We start from the raw sequence: 18103 nt of genomic DNA on the forward strand, positions 1-18103 counted from the left end.
GCTGGTGCAAAGGCTTTGACCAGCCGGCAAAGGAAAAAATATAATTATCCATCCGCCGAGTTAATCAGGACAACTTGCAGGGCGGAGGAGCCGCAGGAGCGGTCACCAAATACTGCTAAAGCGTCGTCTGCTCAAACCCCGGAGCCGGCTACGCGGCCGTTTCGGGGTTTTTCATTGGGAGCAGACCTAGCGTGAGCAAAGAGTACCTTTTCACTTCGGAATCGGTTTCCGAAGGGCATCCGGACAAGGTTGCCGATCAGATTTCCGATTCCGTCCTTGACGCCATTCTGGCCGAAGATCCCCCCGCGCGGGTCGCCTGCGAGACTCTGGTGTCGACCGGCCTGGTCGTCATCTCGGGCGAGATCACCACCAAGGCGCACATCAACTACCGTGAAATCGCACAGGATACGGTTCGTCGCATCGGCTACGACAACTCCGAGATCGGTTTCGACTACAAGAGCTGCGCCATTCTCACGGCAATCAACCGGCAGTCGCCGGATATCGCGCAAGGGGTCAATGAGGGACAGGGAATCGATCTCGACCAGGGCGCCGGCGACCAGGGACTGATGTTCGGCTATGCGTGCAACGAAACGGCAACGCTGATGCCGCTGCCCATCCATTACGCGCACCGCATCATGCAGCGGCAAGCCGAGGTACGCCGGGACGGTCGTCTGCCCTGGTTGCGCCCCGACGCCAAGAGCCAGCTGACCGTGCGCTACGTCGACGGCAAACCGACGTCGATCGACACCATCGTCGTGTCGACGCAGCACGATCCCGACGTCTCGCATGCGCAAATCTCCGAGGCAGTGATCGAGGAAGTCATCAAGCCGGTCCTGCCAAAGGAACTGCTGACCGCCAACACCCGCTATCTGGTCAACCCGACCGGGCGTTTCGTCGTCGGCGGCCCGCACGGTGACTGTGGCCTGACCGGGCGCAAGATCATCGTCGATACCTACGGCGGTGCCGCTCGCCACGGCGGCGGTGCGTTTTCCGGCAAGGACCCGTCCAAGGTCGATCGCTCGGCAGCCTACGCCGCACGCTACGTGGCGAAGAATGTCGTCGCCGCGGGTCTCGCCGAACGTTGCGAAGTTCAGGTCGCCTACGCAATCGGCGTCGCGCGCCCCGTCTCGCTGATGGTCAATACCTTCGGCACCGGCCGGATCAGCGACGAACGGATCGTCGAACTGATCAGCAGAAACTTCGACCTGCGCCCGAAAGGCATCATCCAGTCGCTCAACCTGTTGCGCCCGATCTACCGAAAGACCGCGGCGTATGGTCACTTCGGTCGCGAGGAACCCGAGTTCACCTGGGAAGCGACCGACAAGGCGGCGACTTTGCGCGCGGAAGCTGGCCTCTAAGGCAGCAAGGCGCACACCAGAGGGGCCGACGGCCCCTCGTTTTGCGGCCGAACGCGGAGCGGTGTAGACTGGCCGTCCGCAAATCTGCTGCGCCAGTCACCACATCGCCATGCTCAAACGAATCCGCGTCGAACAACTCAGGGTCGGCATGTATCTCAAGGAGTTCTGCGGATCCTGGATGGAACATCCGTTCTGGCGCTCATCCTTCGTCATCACCGACGCGAAGGATATCGATGCGATCCGCGCGAGCAGCATCAAGGAAGTGTGGATAGACAGCACCAAGGGCATGGATCTGCCGACGGCCGAGAGGGCGGTTTCCATCGCCGAAGCGCAGGCACAAGTCGATGCAGAACTCGCCAGCGCAGCCAGCCAAGTGCGCGAAATCGAGCGCGTGCCGAGCTCTGTCGAGTTCGCACGCGCAGCGAAGATCGTCGCCCGCTCGCGGCAGGCGGTCAAGTCAATGTTCGAGGAAGCGCGCATGGGCAGGGCGATAGACGCTCCTGGCGTGCAGAGAATCGTCGAATCGATTTCCGACTCGGTAAGCCGCAACCCCGGTGCCCTGATCAGCCTGGCGCGCCTGAAGAATGCCGACGACTACACCTACATGCACTCGGTAGCCGTCTGCGCGCTGATGACCGCACTCGCCAGACAGCTCGGGCTCGACGACGTGCAGACCCGTTCGGCGGGCATTTCCGGCCTGCTGCACGACCTGGGCAAGGCGGCAATGCCAATCGAAGTTCTCAACAAGCCGGGGAAGCTGACCGACGAGGAATTCGCGATCATCAAGTCGCATCCCCGGGAAGGTCATCGCATGCTGCTCGAAAGCGGCAACGCCGAATCGGTGGCGCTGGACGTCGTTCTCCACCACCACGAGAAGATCGATGGCTCGGGTTACCCGGAAGGACTGCGGGGCGAGGAGATCAGCCTCTTTGCCAAAATGGGCGCGGTCTGCGACGTTTACGACGCGATCACCTCGAACCGCCCGTACAAGAGCGGCTGGGACCCCGCCGAGTCACTGCGCAAAATGGCTGAATGGAGCAATGGCCACTTCGACCCGGCCATCTTTCAGGCCTTCGTCAAGAGCATCGGTATCTACCCGATCGGGTCACTGGTCCTGTTGAGCTGTGGGCGGCTCGGCGTCGTCATCGAACAGGGCGGCAAGTCGCTGCTCACCCCGCACGTCAAGGTATTTTTCTCGACCCGTGCCCAGGTGCGCATCGTGCCGCAGGTCGTTGACCTGGCGCAACCTGCGTGCAAACTCAAGATCGTCAGTCGGGAAGACCCGACCAAATGGAACTTCCCCGATCTCGACGAAATCTGGTCGGGGCTGGCAGGCGTGCGCAACTGAATTCACACGCAGCACCGGCCGATGCATTGCGCAGGCCGGCTCCAGGCAAGTCCGGGTTCCCGCAAAAGTGTCGGACATTCTTACACCGTCGCCAACGCAGCGTCGGTTTCTCCTGATAAGCCGTTGTTTTGCATTGAAGATCCGGATCAGCACGGAAATTGCTTGAACAGTTTCGCGGGTGGCCGCAGCAGACGACGAGCTTGCTGCCACAGCCAGAAACTCTCAGATCAACGCTTGCCCATGCGCGATTCGGAGAAAACCTATGGATCTCGCAAATGACCCAACACTCGCCCTTCTCGGCCGCTTCGTAGATCATTTCTCGAATCCGGATTTTTCCGAGGCGGAGTTCCTGCGGCAACAGCTCGCCGCGATCGAGAAATACGTCGAACGCTTTCCTGCGGCGGAGCGAGACTCTCGCGCACAGGCATGGATCGACGCCAACGCTCGGCAATATCGCCAGCGCTGGCAGATTCGGGCGGCCATCGACGCCCTGGCCAATGAACGTTGTGCTGCCTGCCCGCTGAGTTGTGGCGACGAGCGGACAAGCCCGTGCACGATGCACGCACAGTGGCTGGCGCTCCTGCGACACTACGCAGCCATCGACCTGTGCAGCGACGACTCCCCGGATAACAGCCCGGCGCCATTCGCGAACCGCCTGCACTGACGCCGGCCACCCGCGCGCACCGCTGGCGCAAGCCCCCGACTTCGGCACCGCAGTAGCGCCGCACCCTTCCATTGCCCGAAGCGGCAAACAGGCACGATGACTGAGGAGATCTCATGCATCACATGAGATCTGATCGTTTGCCAGCACTCCCTCTGCCCAATATAGTTGCCACGAATTCGCGGATATCGGGAAACACGGACGGTACTCCGAAACGAAATCGGCGTGCAAACGCAGGCAAATCTCAAGCATGAGGAGCAGAAAAATGGAAACAGGCATCCCTACGACAAGCGCAGGTCTTGTGATCCTGGCGCTGGTGGTCTTCTTGTCTTCACCGGGTATCGACTGGATCGCCGATTGGCTGACGCAACATCGCAAGCAGCACCCGCCGACCGGCGCCGGAACCGGTGGGCTCGACATGCCCTGAAAGCAGTTCCCGGAATCCGATCGACCGACCCCATTCCCTCCCCACGCGTTATGGCGAAACCGCAACCGCCGGAGAAAAGGTACGTTGCCGCCGGCGCGATGGGAACATGGGGGCGCCGGCAGCAGAAACTGCGCGCAATCGATCCGCCAGACCTTCCCGGTCGCGACCTGCCAGCGGCAGTGGCCTGCAGAATCAGCGACCGAACAGGCCCTTCAGCACATTGACCGGATTCGGCATTTCGTTCGCCTGAGGTCTCCCGCTGGCGGCGGCGTCGGCCCGAGCCGGCGCTTCACCGAGCATGGTCATGAAGGTCGATTTCACTCTCACCTTCGCCTGCCACTGCGGCTCCCATGCCGCCTTCGGGTTGCTCGGACGCGGCGGATGAACGAAGTAGGCTTCGCTGCCATAGGCGATCGCCCGCAACATCGCGCCCTGCCCGAAGATGCCCCGGGGAACGCTGCATTGCGTGGCGCTCGCGGGTAGCACCGATTTCTCCTTGATCCAGCGATCGATTGCCGTGTTCGTCTGGTAATCGATCAGGGCGAAGCCCAGTTCAGGAAGCTCGCTCGAAGTCCAGATCACCATGTCGGCGTCGCCCTTCTCGCCGGCACCGACCGCGGAGAGAAAATAGCCGCGCGCATTGCTCACGCTCGCCCATTGCAACTGGGTGGCGCCATCCGCGTTTTTCTGGGAGATGCGAAAGGCGGGCATGAAGTCCTGGCCGCTGCCGAGGGTGAATCTGAAATTCTCGACGATGCCGCTGCCGGTGAATTGATGTTCGCCGATCAGCGACGCTCCCTCGGGCACGCGTCGGTCATCGACGCGGTTCGGCCAAGCCGGATTGCCCGGTGCGGAACGCGCGCCGCGCGTGGTGCTGTTGCGGATCCGGCCGAAAAACTTCTGCAGGGCATCGAGGTCGGCATTGGCCGCATCGAATACGCGCGGCTGCCCGGCGCGAACGGCTTCGCCGCAACCCCAGTACAGCAGCACCCTGCCTTTGGGCTTTTCGTATCGGGGCTCGAGCGGTTCGTCATCCCTGCCCGGCGGGTCGTATTTTTCCGGCGGCGGTGCAAGCAGCCTGAGCGCGGCGTCCAGGCCGAGCGCCGGGGGAATGGCCTGTGTCGCCTCGGCCAGGTCGGGCTGGTTGCGCGTCATCACCGAGACATCCAGCCATTTGCCCGGGGACATCGTCATGCGCGTGTTGCCGAAGGTATTGCCACCCTTGCCACCTCCGAACAGACCGGCCATGCCGCCGGACATCCCACCCCCCATCATCGCCATGCCGGGAATGTCGCTATGGTGGGTCGCCACGTCGATCCAGGCCTGCGAAACGGGCGGTTTCGACGATGTCGGCAGTTCCTGTTGCGCGTACAGGGCCAACGGTGTCAGCGCGCCGGCGAACGCTGCCGCAGCGAAACGGCGGTAATGGAGATCGATACGCGAGAGCTTTCTTGGCATGAGATTCCCCCCTGAATGATCGTGGGTTGGACGACGCTACCGGAACGAGTATCTCCGGCGGCAGCGCTCGCCGTCAAGCGGCGATGTCGCGCCGGTATTCCCGCCAGCGAAGAACGCCGAAAAACCGTACGTGAACACCGGATTTCCCCGGCCAACCCGGGCTGCACTATCATCGCAGGTCGGAGGCACGATCCACCGACTGACTGACAGGCAAGAAGCATGCGCACATTGGGAACCGACAACCCGTCGGGCGACTTCTGGGGAGGACTCGCCGCGATGCTCGTCGCGCTACCCTCGGCGATCGCTTTTGGCGTCACCATCTACGCACCGCTCGGCGCCGCCGCCGCGGCGCAGGGTGCGCTCGCGGGAATTCTGGGGGCCACCGCGCTCGGCCTCGTCGCGCCGGCCATCGGCGGTGCCAGACGCCTGATCACCGCCCCCTGTGCGCCGGCGGCGGCGGTCCTTTCGGGCTTTGCGATCAGCCTGCAGCAACAGCTACCGGCCGCCACGATACCACTGCTGCTGGTCCTGCTCACGCTCTTCGCCGGCGCCCTGCAAGTGTCGTTCGGCGCGGTCGGGTTGGGCCGCCTGATCAAATACATGCCGTACCCGGTGGTCAGTGGCTACCTTTCCGGCGTCGGACTGTACATCATTGCCAGCCAGATCCCGAAGCTGCTTGGCACGCCCAAGGGAACCCCGTTCTGGGAGTCGCTGGTCGCGCTCAACAACTGGAACTGGCAGGGCATTGCCGTTGGCGTCGTGACGATGGTCGTCATGGCCGGCGCGGCGCGCATCACCAGGCTGGTGCCGGCGGCGATCCTGGCGCTGGCTGCCGGCATCCTGAGCTACCTCGTGCTCGGCGTGTTCGACCGCTCGCTGCTGCAGGTGAGCGGCAATCCGCTGATCGTCGGGCCGCTTGGCGGCGGCGACAGCCACTTTGCCGAGACGCTCGCCGGACGCTGGCAGGCGCTCGGCGGTATCGGCCTGCACGAGCTGCAACTGCTCATCGTTCCTGCGTTGACGCTCGCCGTCCTGCTCTCGATCGACACCCTGAAAACCTGCGTCGTGCTCGACGCGCTGACGCGCAGCCGCCACGATTCGAACCGCGAACTCATCGCGCAAGGTTTCGGCAACATCGCCGCGGCGGCTGTTGGGGGAATCCCGGGCGCGGGAACGATGGGAGCAACGCTGGTCAATATGTCGAGCGGCGCGACGAGCAGCCTTTCCGGGATCATCGAGGGAGCGCTCGCCCTGGTCGCCTTCCTGGCATTCGGCGCCCTGATCACCTGGATTCCGATCGCCGCGTTGGCCGGCATCCTGATCGTCATCGGCCTGCGCATGATCGACGTTGGCAGTCTGCATTTCCTGACCGCACGCTCGACGATGCTCGACTTCGCCGTGATCGTCTCGGTCGTGGCGGTAGCCCTGAGCGTCAGCCTGATTGCCGCGTCCGGCGTTGGCATCGTCCTCGCGATCCTGCTTTTCGTGCGCGAGCATATTGACGGCAACGTCGTTCGCCGCAAGACCTACGGCAACCAGATCTGTTCCAAGCAGGTGCGATTGCTGGAGGAAAGGCGCATCCTCGAGCAGCACGGGTCGGAAACGGTGATTCTGGAGTTGCAGGGCAGCCTGTTCTTCGGCACCACCGATCAGCTTTACAGCACCCTCGAACCCGAGTTGAAGGTACGCAACTACGTCATTCTCGACATGCGCCGCGTCCAGTCGGTGGATATCACCGCCGTGCACATGCTCGATCAGATCAAGGACATGCTGACCGAGCGCAACAGTTTTCTCCTGATCAGCCATCTGCCGAAAAATCTGCCGAGCGGCAAGGACATGCAGCACTACTTCGACCAGGTCGGCCTGGTCCGGGCCGAAAGTCCGGTGCGCGTGTTCAACGAACTTCACGATGCGCTCGAATGGGTCGAGGACCGGATCCTTGCCAGTGTCAGTCTCGCCAAGTCGGAGAATACGGCGCTGTCGCTCGCCGAGTTCGAGATCTTCTCCAACCGCAGGGAAGAGACGCTGGCCGCACTCGAATCAGGAATGGTGAAGCGCAGCTACGCCGCAGGCGAGAAGATTTTCTCGCTCGGCGACGCCGGCGACGAACTCTGCCTGATCCGTCGCGGCGAGGTGCGCATCGTCCTGCCGATCGACGCCAACCAGAGTCACCATCTGAGCACTTTCGGCCGCGGCGACTTTTTCGGTGAGATGTCGTTTCTCGACGGTGCCAGACGCTCTGCCGACGCCCTGGCCGGCAGCGACACCGAACTCTTCCTGCTCAGTCGCAAGGCCTTCGACACGCTCGCCGACGAACACAAGAAGGTGGCGATGAAGCTGCTCGAAGGGGTCGCCAGCGCCCTTTCGTCACGCCTGCGCTACGCCAACGCGGAAATCCGGGCACTCGAGTAGTGTGGAAAGCGTGTCCGGGTTGCGTGCACCCGATCGGGAAGCGGGGAATCTGGCGAAACGTTGACGCGGCTGAGCAGCCGACATTGACTGCGGCCCGACGCTGCGCGGATACTTCCCGAGTCATTTCGAGTTTCCGCACCCGATGCCCAGACCGCCGACCCCGACAGATGCACGCCAACGCCTTCGGCAACAGTTCATGGCCGTGCGCGCGCACAGCGTGGCGCTGGCCGCACCGCTCTCGCCCGAGGACATGGGGCTGCAATCGATGCCCGACGCCAGCCCGAGCAAATGGCACCTTGCGCATAGCACCTGGTTCTTCGAGGCAGTCGTACTGCACCCACACGCGCCCGGCTATCGCGTGTTCGACGAGCGCTGGCTGTACCTCTTCAATTCCTACTACGAAAGCCTTGGGCCCCGCCATCCGCGACCGCAGCGTGGACTGCTCAGCCGGCCGTCGATCGACGAAGTGTGGCGCTACCGCGCGACTGTGGACAAGGCGCTGCTCGACTTCATCGACGATGCCGACGCGACGATCTGGGACGCGACGGCAGCACTGATCGAACTCGGCCTGCACCATGAACAGCAGCACCAGGAATTGCTGCTCACCGACCTGCTGCACGCCTTTTCGCTCAACCCGCTGCAGCCGGCGTATTGCGCCGCGGCGCCGCCGCCGACCCGCGAAAAACCCGCCGCAAGCTGGCTGGAATTCCCTGGAGGAGACGCCACGATCGGCCACTTCGGATCTGGCTTCGCTTTCGACAACGAAACGCCGCGCCACTGCGTTCGCCTGCAGCCTTACGCGCTGCGCACCACGCTGGTCAGCAATCGCGAATATTCCGACTTCATCGCCGACGGTGGCTATCGCCGCCCCGAGCTATGGCTCAGCGATGGCTGGGCGGCGGTCCAGACGCATGGCTGGCAGGCACCGCTGTACTGGTCGCTGGACGGCGACCAGCCGCTCTCGTGTTTCTCGCTGTACGGTGCGCAAGCCTGGCAACCGGACGCTCCCGTGTGCCACCTGAACTTTTACGAAGCTGCTGCCTACGCCGAATGGGCCGGCGCGCGCCTGCCAACCGAATTCGAATGGGAAGCTGCCGCGACGCATCCCGACCTGCACGGGATGTTCGGCGCCGTCTGGCAATGGACGCGTTCGTCGTACGATCCATACCCGCGTTTTCGTCCGCTGGCCGGCGCCATCGGCGAATACAACGGCAAGTTCATGGTCGGGCAGATCGTTCTCCGTGGCAGCAGCGTGGCAACCCCCGCTGGCCACGCGCGCGCGAGCTATCGCAACTTCTTCCCACCGGCGGCCCGCTGGCAGTTCAGCGGCCTGCGCCTGGCACGCGACTGCTGATGGTGCGCAGCGAACGCCGCCGGAAGGGAGCATCGGCCGACGATTTCGCGCACGAATTGATCGCCGGCCTGCGCGCGCGGCCACGCAGGGTCAGTCCGAAGTGGTTCTACGACGAACAAGGCTCTCGCCTGTTCGAAGAGATCTGCGAGCTGCCCGAGTACTACCCGACGCGCACCGAACTCGCCCTGCTCGAACGCCACGCCCCCGAAATGGCCGGACTGATCGGCGCCAACGCCGAAATCATCGAGTTCGGCGCCGGCGCCAGCCGCAAGATACGGATGCTGCTCGCCGCCCTGCCGTCGCCGGCGCGCTATCTGCCGGTCGACATCTCGGGTGCGCATCTGGTCCAGGCAGCGCAGGCGCTTCAGGACGATCATCCCGGACTGCGGGTGGAGCCGGTAGTGGCCGACTTCACCGTCGCGCTCAGCCTGCCGGCGCCGGTCGGTACGCGCGTCGGCTTCTTCCCCGGCGGCTCGATCGGCAACTTCGATCCCGCTGCAGCGTCGCGGCTGCTGCGGCGCATGGCGGGCTGGCTGAGTGGCGGCAGTCTGCTGATCGGCGTCGACCTGATCAAGGATCCGGAACTGTTGCACGCCGCCTACAACGACGCACGCGGAGTCACCGCAGCCTTCAACCTGAACCTGCTGGCTCGCGCCAACCGCGAACTCGGTGCCGACTTCGACCTGGCGCAGTTTGCACACAGCGCGTTCTACAACCCGCCGCTGGCACGAATCGAGATGCACCTGATGAGCCGGTGCGTACAGACCGTCTCCTTTTGCGGCGAGTGCTTCGATTTTGCCGAAGGTGACAGTGTGCACACCGAATCCTCATACAAGTATACGGTGCCCGGCTTCCGGCAACTCGCGCGCGCCGCGGGCTGGTCGCCGCGCGCGCTGTGGGTCGATGCTGCACGGCAATTCTCGCTGCATTGGCTGCAACCCGCACGCATGGAGTGAGCAAGCCGAGGTCGTTGCCCGCACGCTTGCCACAAGTCTGCTGCCGGCACGGGCGAACGTTGCGGCGTTGGTGGATAATGTCGCCACGCAACAGTCCCTGAATCCCCATGCCTTCCCACACCTTGCCCGTTCCCGCGACGCTTGCGCGGCGCTGCCATCGTCGCAACGGTTCTGTCATTCCGATCCTTTGCCTGGCAATCGCGTTGGCTACCTCCTGCAGCCTCGCAGCGGCGACCGATACGCCGTTGTGGTTCGACGCGGAAAGCCCGCGGCCGATCGCCCGAGAGGCCGTCGAACTGCTCGCCACGGCACCCGCCGACGGGCTCGACGCACACGACTATCATGCCGATTCGCTGAGCCGGGCCATGGCAAGAGCGGTCAACGGACCACCACTGGCCGACGACCAGGTGGCCCAGCTCGATCGCGCGCTGACGCTGGCACTGCGGAGCTATCTTGCCGACCTGCATCGCGGACGCATCGAGCCGCAGCAGCTCGGCGCCAACTACAGTTCCGCCGCAGACACGGGTTTCGACCCCGAATCGTTGCTGGCTTCGGCCATCGCCGATGACGGGCTTGGCCAGGCCGCGCGCGCCGCGGCACCCTCGTCGTCGCAGTACGCGAACTTGCGCGATGCCCTGGCAGGCTATCGTGAACTCATCGGCAATCCGGCCTGGCAGAATCCCCTGCCGCCGTTGCCCGGCGACAAGCTCGCCCCCGGCGGGAAATATCCCGGCATCGCGTCGCTGGTGGAGCGACTGCGACTGCTCGGCGATCTGCCCGCCCCGGTCGCGCGACCGCAACGCTACGAGGGGCCGGTCGTCGAGGCCGTCCGTTCGTTTCAGGAACGGCACGCTTTGCCGGCGGACGGGGTGATCGGCAAGGACACCCTGGAGCATCTGAATGTGTCGCCGGCCAGACGAGCCCGGCAGCTCGCACTGGCGCTCGAACGACTGCGCTGGACGCCACGGCCGCAGGTTCCGCGCGCCATCGTGGTCAATGTTCCGGAGTTCGTGCTGCGCGCCCATGACACGCGCGACGGCGGCATCGCCAGGACGACGACGATGAAGGTGATCGTCGGCACGGCCGGCAAGACACCGACGCCACTCTTCGATGCCGAAATGCGCTTCATCGAGTTCAGCCCGTACTGGAACATCCCGCCGTCGATCGCGAAGGGCGAAACCGTGCCTCGACTGCGCCGCGACCCCGGCTATTTCGACCGTCAGGGCTTCGAATTCGTCGGCAGCGACGGTCGCGTCGTCGCTGGCTTCTCCACGGCCAACCTCGACGCCGTCGAGCGTGGCCAGTTGCGCCTCCGTCAGCGCCCGGGAGCGAACAATGCGCTCGGCGACATCAAGTTCGTCTTTCCCAACAATGACAACATCTATCTTCATCACACGCCAACGCCACAACTCTTCCAACGCGAACGACGCGACTTCAGTCACGGCTGCATTCGCGTCGAGGCGCCTGTCGAGCTGGCGAAATTCGTCCTTGCCGACGAACCCCAATGGAGCGAAGAGCGCATCGTGCAGGCGATGAACCGGGGAAAATCCGCGACCATCCGCCTGCACGAACCCCTGCCGGTGGTGATCACCTACCAGACGGCGATCATCCGTAACGGGCGGGTGCATTTCTTCCCCGACATCTACGGTCAGGACAGGATCCTCGAACAGGCCCTGCATCGCCACTCGCTTGCCGTCCGAGCTTCCCGCGCCGGCGAAATTCCAGCAGAATTCACAGAGTAGTGTTGCCTTGGAGCAAACATGGGAAAAATGCAAGAGCACTCGCGCCGCCGCTTTCTGGGTCATGCCGCGCGCCTCATCGTCGCCGGCGCCAGCCTGCCGCTGGCCAGGCCGGCGCTGGCAGCGCTGGCGAACACGCGCAGCCTCGACTTCGATCATACCCATACCGGCGAACGCGTCTCGATCGTCTTTGCCATCGGCGAGCACTATCTCCCCGATGCGCTGCAGCGGCTGAATCTCTTCCTGCGCGACCATTACTCGGGTGAAGTGGGCAGTATCGACCCGCTGTTGTTCGACCTCCTTTTTCAGCTCCGGCAGGAGCTTGGTTGCACGCAGCCTTTTCAGGTGATCTCCGCCTACCGCTGCGCCGAGACCAACCGCAGCCTGCGCAACCGCGGCGCTGGTGGCGTCGCCAGGCAGAGCCTGCACATGCAGGGAATGGCGATCGATGTCCGCGTTGCCGACGTGCCGCTGGTCGATCTGCGCGATGCCGCCATTTCTCTGGGTGCAGGCGGCGTCGGTTTCTATCCGCGCGACAGGTTCGTTCATCTCGATACGGGCAGGGTGCGCTACTGGTAGCTGCATGCGCCGCTGCTTCAGCCCGCCGCACGACGCTCGAAAAGGGCAATCGACTCGACATGCGAGGTCTGCGGAAACATGTTGACCACGCCGGCGCCGCACAGTCGGTAATCCTTCTGGGTGACCAGTATCGCCGCATCGCGCGCCAGCGTTGCCGGACTGCACGAGATATAGACAATCCTTCGCGGACCATCGACGGCGAGTGACTTGATCAGTTCGACCGCGCCTTCCCGTGGCGGATCGATCAGCATCTTGTCGAAGTGGCCGAGTTCCGCCAGGGACTCCGGAGTGGATTGTAAGAGGTTTGCGACGCGATATTCGACCAGCGCCCCCAGTCCGTTGGCAACGGCGTTCGCGGCAGCCCGGCGCAGCAGTTCGGGGCTGCCCTCGACCCCCAGAACGTGGGCCCCTGAACGCGCGATCGGCAGGGTGAAATTGCCCAGGCCACAGAACATGTCGGCAATGCGGTCGCCTGGCTGCGGTTCGAGCAGTGCCACGGCCCGCCGCACGAGGACACGGTTGATCGCGTGATTGACCTGAGTAAACTCGGTCGGCGAAAAAAAGTGTTCGACGGCAAAGTCGGGCAGCAGGTAGGAAAGCTGCGGCCCCTCCGCCGGATGGAAGCGATACGCCGTCGCCGGCCCTTGCGGCTGCAGGTAGAAGACCACCGCGTGGCGTTCGGCGAAATCTCGCAGCAGGATTTCATCGGCCGCACTGGGCGCTTCGAGAATGCGCAGGACCAGCGCGCTGACTCGCTCGCCGATTGCCACTTCGATCTGCGGCAGCCGATCGCGAATCGACATCGCACCCACCAGCTCGCGCAAGGGCAGGAGCAGCGACGACAGATGTGGCGGGAGAATTTCACACTGTCGCAGGTCGGCGACGTAACTGCTCTTCTTCTCGTGGAAACCGACGAGGACGCCGCCCTTCTTGACCACGAAACGCACCGAAAGCCGCGCGCGATGGCGGTAAGCCCAGGGCTGACCGTAGATCGGCGCGTAGAGCTGGTCGGGCCTGACGCGGCCGATATGCCAGAGATTGTCCTCGAGCAGGCGCTGTTTGGCGGCAACCTGCGCATCGGGATCGAGGTGCTGCATGCTGCAACCACCACAGACGCCGAAATGCGGGCAGCGCGGCGTCACCCGCGCCGGCGAAGGGGTCAGCACCCGAAGCGTGCGGGCCAGCTCGTAGCTGGGCTTGCGGCGGTAGCTAGCGTACTCGACGCATTCCCCCGGCAATGCGCCCTCGACGAAAACCGTCTTGCCATCGAGACGGGTCACGCCGCGTGCCTCGTGGTCCAGCGATTCGATGATTCCGGTAGACATTCGACGCTTCCCCTTCGAAAACGCGCGATTCTATCCCGAATGCGCGCAAGGCTGATCCGCCGCCAACGCCGGACATTGGGGTCGGCGGACGGTTGCGGCCTGCCCGACGAACGGCCTTGCCGACCGTCCTGGCAACCGCAGGGGCATGACACGGGGCGATCGATCGCATGCCACGATGGCCCCCCGGACATGCCGGCAAAGGCCTCCGCAGGCCTGCCGCAATCGCCTCGCAAGATCTGCGCCCAGGAAACAAGTGTATGATTCGACGACGTTTTTCGATTTCGAACGTGGCCTGTCCGCGGCCCGAGAAATCGCCCTTGCATGACGTAAAGATGTGCCATAATCAGCGCCTGGGTGCCCGTCAGTCGCTGCGCGGACGTCCGTTCCGGCAAGCAGCTCGATCAAGCGGCCAGGTACGACAAGGCAGGACGATCGGGCTGTCGACCGGCGCCCGCTCGGTGGTCTCTGGAGAAACATCCGGTGAATGGATTACTCAAGCTGGCGAGGCGGATCGATGGACTCACCGAGTTTGTCGGCAAGGCCATCATCTGGCTCGTTCTGGCGGTAACGCTGATCGCCGCCGGCAACGCGATCATGCGCTTCAGCGCGAACTACAGTTCGAACGCTTTCCTCGAGATTCAGTGGTACCTGTTTTCCGCAATCTTCCTCCTGGGCGCGGGTTACACCCTGATGCGCAACGAACATGTGCGCATCGATCTCGTCGCCGGCCGGCTTTCCCGGCGCTGCCAAGCGTGGATCGACATCTTCGGGATCGTCTTCTTTCTGCTGCCGATGGCGACCGCCATCCTGTCCCTGTCCTGGCCGATCTTCCTGCTCGCGCTACACAGCAATGAGCAGTCGAGCAATGCCGGCGGTCTGACGATCTGGCCAGTACGCCTGCTGGTACCGGCCGGTTTTTTCCTGCTCGTGATCCAGGCATTCTCGGAACTGATCAAGCGGATCGGTTTCCTGCGGGGTCTGTGCCCGGATCCGACCGAAAGGACCGAGCCCTCACCGACGGGAGAAGAAGCGTGATGCGCGAGTTCCTGATCGCCAACATGGCGCCGGTCATGTTCGCTTCGATGGTTCTATTCCTGCTCGTTGGCTTCCCGGTGTCGTTCGCCCTCGCCGCCAACGGCATCGTTTTCGGCCTGATCGGCATAGAGCTCGGTCTGCTCGGTCCGCAACTGTTCCAGGCGCTGCCGGATCGCATCTTCGGCATCATGAGCAACGACACGCTGCTCGCCATCCCTTTCTTCACCTTCATGGGGCTGATCCTCGAAAGATCGGGGATGGCCGAAGATCTGCTCGATACGATCGGTCAGCTTTTCGGTCCGCTGCGCGGCGGCCTCGCCTTTGCCGTCATTTGCGTCGGCGCGCTGCTCGCCGCGACGACAGGCGTGGTGGCCGCTTCGGTGATTTCGATGGGGCTGATCTCGCTGCCGATCATGCTGCGCTACGGCTACGACCGGAAACTCGCCGCCGGCGTCATCGCAGCTTCCGGCACGCTGGCCCAGATCATTCCGCCGTCTTTGGTGCTGATCATCATGGCCGACCAGTTGGGCAAGTCGGTCGGTGACATGTATTCCGGAGCCTTCGTTCCGGGCCTGCTCCTGACCGGTCTGTACATCGTTTTCGTCGCCCTGGTGGCGATCTTCCTACCCGGCTGGGTACCGGCACTGCCGCGTGCAGCGCGCAGCCTGAGCGGCGGCAGACTGCTGTTGCGCGTGCTGACGACGCTGCTCCCGCCACTGTTTCTGATCTTCCTGGTACTCGGCACGATCTTTCTCGGAATCGCGACACCGACCGAAGGCGGCGCGATGGGAGCGACCGGCGCCCTGATCATGGCCGTGGCGCGCCGCCGGCTGTCGTGGGAATTGCTCCGGCAGGCGATGGAAACGACCGCCAAGCTGACCACCTTCGTGGTGTTCATTCTGATCGGGGCACGAGTTTTCTCGCTCACGTTCTACGGCGTCGACGGTCACAAATGGGTCGAGGAACTGCTCACCGGACTGCCGGGGGGCAAGATCGGTTTCCTGGTCGTGGTCAACGTCATCGTCTTCCTGCTCGCGTTTTTCCTTGATTTCTTCGAACTCTCGTTCATCGTCGTGCCGCTGCTCGGTCCCGCGGCGCAAGCGCTGGACATTGACCTGATCTGGTTCGGCGTTCTGTTGGCGGTAAACATGCAGACCTCTTTCATGCATCCGCCCTTCGGCTTCGCGTTGTTCTACCTGCGCTCGGTGGCGCCTGCGTCGGTCAGGACGACGGACATCTATTGGGGGGCGATTCCGTTCGTCTGCCTGCAGATCGTCATGGTCGCGCTGTTGATCGCCTTCCCGGAGCTGGTGACGCTTGGTCTCGACCAGGAAGTCAAGGTCGATCTCGATTCGGTGCAGATCGAGGTGCCGACCTCCGACTATGGACCGCCTCCCTCCGCAGGCGCTGCGGACGACCACAAGGGATCGCCGCTCGACACGGAAGACGCCGCCGGCAGAGCGATCCGCGACGCGACCAAGCAGCATCCGCTCCGCTAACGCGGCGCAGCACGCCTGCCTGCCTAAGGCGCCGGCAGTTCCTCGATCAGTTCCGGCGAATCGTTGCGCACGCTGTTCACCCTGGTACTTACGCGGTGGGCAACGAAGTCCGCGCGCGAGCCGGCGATCATTGCCTCGACATCCCTGACGCTGCTCCGCGGCGAGAGCCATTCTTCGAAGTGCGACGGATCAAGGACGACGGGCATCCGCTGATGAATGGCAGCGATGCCGGCAGCGCTCGCCTCCTTGGTGAGAAGCGCGCAGGACAGAACCTCGGAGCCGTCTGGCGCCCGCCATCGCGACCACAGGCCGGCGATGGCAAGCACCTCCGCGTCGGGGCAGTGAAAGTAATACGGCTGATGGCCCCTGGCGCCAGACCCGGTCAGCACGGACTCGTTCTCGTTCCACTCGTACCAGCCCTTGGCGGGCATGAGACAGCGCGCCGACCGAATGCCGTGACGCCACATTGGCTTCGCTGCCGCCTCTTCGCTCCGGGCATTGAAGGTCACGGTGGGCGGGGCTTCCTTCTTCCACCAGGACGGGATCAGCCCCCAGCGAGCGATGTCGCCCAGCACCTCCGCCTGCGGCATGTAGACCAGGGGAACGGGCGTCGTTGGCCCGACGTTGTAACGCGCAATCCAGCCCTGCCAATGGTGGCGGCGGAGCTGGAAGCAACTCTCCAGCTCTCGTTCGTCGGGGGTGACGTATCTGCCGCACATGGTTGTTCGCTGTGACCCCTACGCCCGCACCGCGGCCGTCACGACCGTCGCGCCTGCAGCGCAGTGTCAGCCACTTCCCTGCCTGACATGAATCACCTTCTCCGTGTCGAAACCCTTTTCCTTCGCCAGCTCAAGAAATTTCCGCATCACTTCCGGCCGCACGGTCGGCGTTCGCGACAACAGCCAGAGATAGTCCGCATTCGGCCCGGAAATGAATGCATATTGGTATGCTTCGTGGTCCAGAGCAAAGATCACATACGAACCATAAAACGGTCCGAAGAAAGACACCTTCAAGTATCCCTCGGACGGGGAACCGACAAATTTCGCCTTGCCCCTCGCTTCCTTCCATATGCCTTCCGTGCGCAGGAAGCCTCGGTTGATGACGGCAACGGTACCATCGCTGTTCAGGTCATATTGAGCGGTCACCTGGTCCATGTTTCTCTCGAACGAATGGTCCAGCCTCGCTATCTCATACCACTTCCCCAGGTATCTATCCAACTGGAAATTGCCGACGGGTTGAACCGTTGCCGGCATGCCAAGACAGCCAGCCAGGAGAAGCAATCCGAAAATTGCAAGAACCGCTCTCATGAAGTTCTCCTGAAATATCAGACGACGTGGCCCGGAGGCGGCCGACTGTCAGGCAAACACCGGTTGGCCGCTGTCATGCCGCGAACGGAGTTCCGCGAGCATCTGCTTTTCCGTGATGCCGGCAGCCCACGTCGGTCGCAATTGAAAGTGGGGTTGATCGACGATGGTCTTCCAGCTTCCTCCCCATTCCAGTCCGAGATCCACTCCCAGGGCGCCCACCGCCTTGTACTTCGGGGAATCCGGCAGGTAGCGGTTGCCCTCGAATACTCCTACATCGAACGCGATGCCGAAGTTGTGATTGGAGTATCCGCCGCGGGCATTGGTGACGATATTTCCGGGGGCGCTTCGCCCCTGGGCATACAGGGCATTCTGTTCTTCGTAGGTTCGCAAACCGCTGATGATCTTTATCGCGATGCCTGCGGCCGAAGCTTTTTGCACCAGCATTCGAGCAATCGGCCGCACTTCCGGCAGCAGCGTCGCGATCACCTTCTCGCTGCGCGAATCCACCAATGCCAGCGCATCACACGGCTTTTGGCCGTCTATTTCCTTCTTGACAAGGCGCTCGTATATGGCTCCCCAAGTCTGTGGGCCCGCCTTTCCATCGACCTCGACGCCAAGCTCCTGTTGCACTGCCGCGATCATCTC

At 63.5% G+C, this 18103-nt stretch carries 16 protein-coding genes; 11 read left to right on the top strand and 5 right to left on the bottom strand.

The window, feature by feature from the left end; all coding sequences use genetic code 11:
* Window positions 1–191 precede the first annotated feature (191 nt).
* The 4 genes from metK (at window position 192) to NFV80_RS02315 (ending at window position 3794) form a co-directional block, all read left to right on the top strand.
* Window positions 192–1358: a methionine adenosyltransferase gene (metK, locus tag NFV80_RS02300; protein WP_295326190.1), complete on the top strand. Its 1167-nt coding sequence runs from the start codon at window positions 192–194 to the stop codon at window positions 1356–1358.
* A 109-nt stretch (window positions 1359–1467) separates the two neighbouring features.
* Window positions 1468–2706: an HD-GYP domain-containing protein gene (locus NFV80_RS02305; RefSeq protein WP_295326192.1), complete on the top strand. Its 1239-nt coding sequence runs from the start codon at window positions 1468–1470 to the stop codon at window positions 2704–2706.
* A 262-nt stretch (window positions 2707–2968) separates the two neighbouring features.
* The gene (locus NFV80_RS02310) at window positions 2969–3370 is read left to right on the top strand and encodes a hypothetical protein (protein WP_295326193.1); all 402 of its coding nucleotides are present in this window, start codon (window positions 2969–2971) and stop codon (window positions 3368–3370) included.
* A 262-nt stretch (window positions 3371–3632) separates the two neighbouring features.
* Entirely contained in the window at window positions 3633–3794 is a 162-nt protein-coding gene (locus tag NFV80_RS02315; protein ID WP_295326195.1) for a hypothetical protein, read from the top strand.
* A gap of 192 nt (window positions 3795–3986) precedes the next feature.
* On the opposite strand, the gene NFV80_RS02320 is transcribed toward NFV80_RS02315, so the two are convergent.
* Window positions 3987–5252 carry a hypothetical protein gene (locus NFV80_RS02320; RefSeq protein ID WP_296757698.1) on the bottom strand — a complete coding sequence of 422 codons (1266 nt, stop codon included), beginning with the start codon at window positions 5250–5252 and terminating at the stop codon, window positions 3987–3989.
* Between the two features lie 219 nt (window positions 5253–5471).
* Here NFV80_RS02320 and NFV80_RS02325 point away from each other — a divergent pair, with 219 nt between their 5' ends.
* The 5 genes from NFV80_RS02325 (at window position 5472) to NFV80_RS02345 (ending at window position 12292) form a co-directional block, all read left to right on the top strand.
* The gene (locus tag NFV80_RS02325; RefSeq protein WP_295326198.1) at window positions 5472–7664 is read left to right on the top strand and encodes a SulP family inorganic anion transporter; all 2193 of its coding nucleotides are present in this window, start codon (window positions 5472–5474) and stop codon (window positions 7662–7664) included.
* Between the two features lie 196 nt (window positions 7665–7860).
* Window positions 7861–9018: an ergothioneine biosynthesis protein EgtB gene (gene egtB / locus NFV80_RS02330; RefSeq protein WP_295326200.1), complete on the top strand. Its 1158-nt coding sequence runs from the start codon at window positions 7861–7863 to the stop codon at window positions 9016–9018.
* The gene (egtD, locus tag NFV80_RS02335; protein ID WP_295326202.1) at window positions 9018–9974 is read left to right on the top strand and encodes an L-histidine N(alpha)-methyltransferase; all 957 of its coding nucleotides are present in this window, start codon (window positions 9018–9020) and stop codon (window positions 9972–9974) included. The genes egtB and egtD overlap by 1 nt, the downstream gene beginning before the upstream one ends.
* A 203-nt stretch (window positions 9975–10177) precedes the next feature.
* Window positions 10178–11716, top strand: a complete 1539-nt coding sequence (locus NFV80_RS02340) for a L,D-transpeptidase family protein (RefSeq protein ID WP_295326203.1) — start codon at window positions 10178–10180, stop codon at window positions 11714–11716.
* 18 nt (window positions 11717–11734) lie between these two features.
* The gene (locus tag NFV80_RS02345) at window positions 11735–12292 is read left to right on the top strand and encodes a DUF882 domain-containing protein (protein ID WP_295326205.1); all 558 of its coding nucleotides are present in this window, start codon (window positions 11735–11737) and stop codon (window positions 12290–12292) included.
* A gap of 17 nt (window positions 12293–12309) precedes the next feature.
* On the opposite strand, the gene rlmD is transcribed toward NFV80_RS02345, so the two are convergent.
* Window positions 12310–13617 carry a 23S rRNA (uracil(1939)-C(5))-methyltransferase RlmD gene (gene rlmD, locus NFV80_RS02350; RefSeq protein ID WP_295326207.1) on the bottom strand — a complete coding sequence of 436 codons (1308 nt, stop codon included), beginning with the start codon at window positions 13615–13617 and terminating at the stop codon, window positions 12310–12312.
* A gap of 480 nt (window positions 13618–14097) precedes the next feature.
* Here rlmD and NFV80_RS02355 point away from each other — a divergent pair, with 480 nt between their 5' ends.
* Both NFV80_RS02355 and NFV80_RS02360 read left to right on the top strand, forming a co-directional pair.
* Window positions 14098–14652: a TRAP transporter small permease subunit gene (locus NFV80_RS02355; RefSeq protein WP_295326208.1), complete on the top strand. Its 555-nt coding sequence runs from the start codon at window positions 14098–14100 to the stop codon at window positions 14650–14652.
* Window positions 14652–16151, top strand: a complete 1500-nt coding sequence (locus tag NFV80_RS02360) for a TRAP transporter large permease subunit (protein WP_295326233.1) — start codon at window positions 14652–14654, stop codon at window positions 16149–16151. The genes NFV80_RS02355 and NFV80_RS02360 overlap by 1 nt, the downstream gene beginning before the upstream one ends.
* Before the next feature lie 23 nt (window positions 16152–16174).
* On the opposite strand, the gene NFV80_RS02365 is transcribed toward NFV80_RS02360, so the two are convergent.
* The 3 genes from NFV80_RS02365 to NFV80_RS02375 all read right to left on the bottom strand — a co-directional run bounded on the left by NFV80_RS02365 (window position 16175) and on the right by NFV80_RS02375 (window position 18100).
* On the bottom strand, window positions 16175–16870 hold the full coding sequence (locus tag NFV80_RS02365) for an SOS response-associated peptidase (protein WP_295326210.1): 696 nt from the start codon (window positions 16868–16870) through the stop codon (window positions 16175–16177).
* A 66-nt stretch (window positions 16871–16936) separates the two neighbouring features.
* Window positions 16937–17458, bottom strand: coding sequence for a lipocalin family protein (locus NFV80_RS02370; RefSeq protein WP_296757703.1), 522 nt, complete (start codon window positions 17456–17458; stop codon window positions 16937–16939).
* A 48-nt stretch (window positions 17459–17506) separates the two neighbouring features.
* A complete protein-coding gene (locus NFV80_RS02375; protein WP_296757705.1) occupies window positions 17507–18100 on the bottom strand; it encodes a M15 family metallopeptidase in 594 nt (197 codons plus the stop codon).
* Window positions 18101–18103 lie beyond the last annotated feature (3 nt).

The organism is Accumulibacter sp., from assembly GCF_023806565.1.
Taxonomy (GTDB): Bacteria; Pseudomonadota; Gammaproteobacteria; order Burkholderiales; family Rhodocyclaceae; genus Accumulibacter.

Excerpts from the sequence above, each read along its gene's own strand:
- NFV80_RS02305 (WP_295326192.1), top strand. The coding sequence starts at position 1,468 with ATGCTCAAACGAATCCGCGTCGAACAACTCAGGGTCGGCATGTATCTC.
- NFV80_RS02310 (WP_295326193.1), top strand. The coding sequence starts at position 2,969 with ATGGATCTCGCAAATGACCCAACACTCGCCCTTCTCGGCCGCTTCGTA.
- NFV80_RS02315 (WP_295326195.1), top strand. The coding sequence starts at position 3,633 with ATGGAAACAGGCATCCCTACGACAAGCGCAGGTCTTGTGATCCTGGCG.
- NFV80_RS02320 (WP_296757698.1), bottom strand. The coding sequence starts at position 5,252 with ATGCCAAGAAAGCTCTCGCGTATCGATCTCCATTACCGCCGTTTCGCT.
- NFV80_RS02325 (WP_295326198.1), top strand. The coding sequence starts at position 5,472 with ATGCGCACATTGGGAACCGACAACCCGTCGGGCGACTTCTGGGGAGGA.
- egtB (WP_295326200.1), top strand. The coding sequence starts at position 7,861 with ATGGCCGTGCGCGCGCACAGCGTGGCGCTGGCCGCACCGCTCTCGCCC.
- egtD (WP_295326202.1), top strand. The coding sequence starts at position 9,018 with ATGGTGCGCAGCGAACGCCGCCGGAAGGGAGCATCGGCCGACGATTTC.
- NFV80_RS02345 (WP_295326205.1), top strand. The coding sequence starts at position 11,735 with ATGGGAAAAATGCAAGAGCACTCGCGCCGCCGCTTTCTGGGTCATGCC.
- rlmD (WP_295326207.1), bottom strand. The coding sequence starts at position 13,617 with ATGTCTACCGGAATCATCGAATCGCTGGACCACGAGGCACGCGGCGTG.
- NFV80_RS02360 (WP_295326233.1), top strand. The coding sequence starts at position 14,652 with ATGCGCGAGTTCCTGATCGCCAACATGGCGCCGGTCATGTTCGCTTCG.
- NFV80_RS02365 (WP_295326210.1), bottom strand. The coding sequence starts at position 16,870 with ATGTGCGGCAGATACGTCACCCCCGACGAACGAGAGCTGGAGAGTTGC.
- NFV80_RS02370 (WP_296757703.1), bottom strand. The coding sequence starts at position 17,458 with ATGAGAGCGGTTCTTGCAATTTTCGGATTGCTTCTCCTGGCTGGCTGT.
- NFV80_RS02375 (WP_296757705.1), bottom strand. The coding sequence starts at position 18,100 with ATGATCGCGGCAGTGCAACAGGAGCTTGGCGTCGAGGTCGATGGAAAG.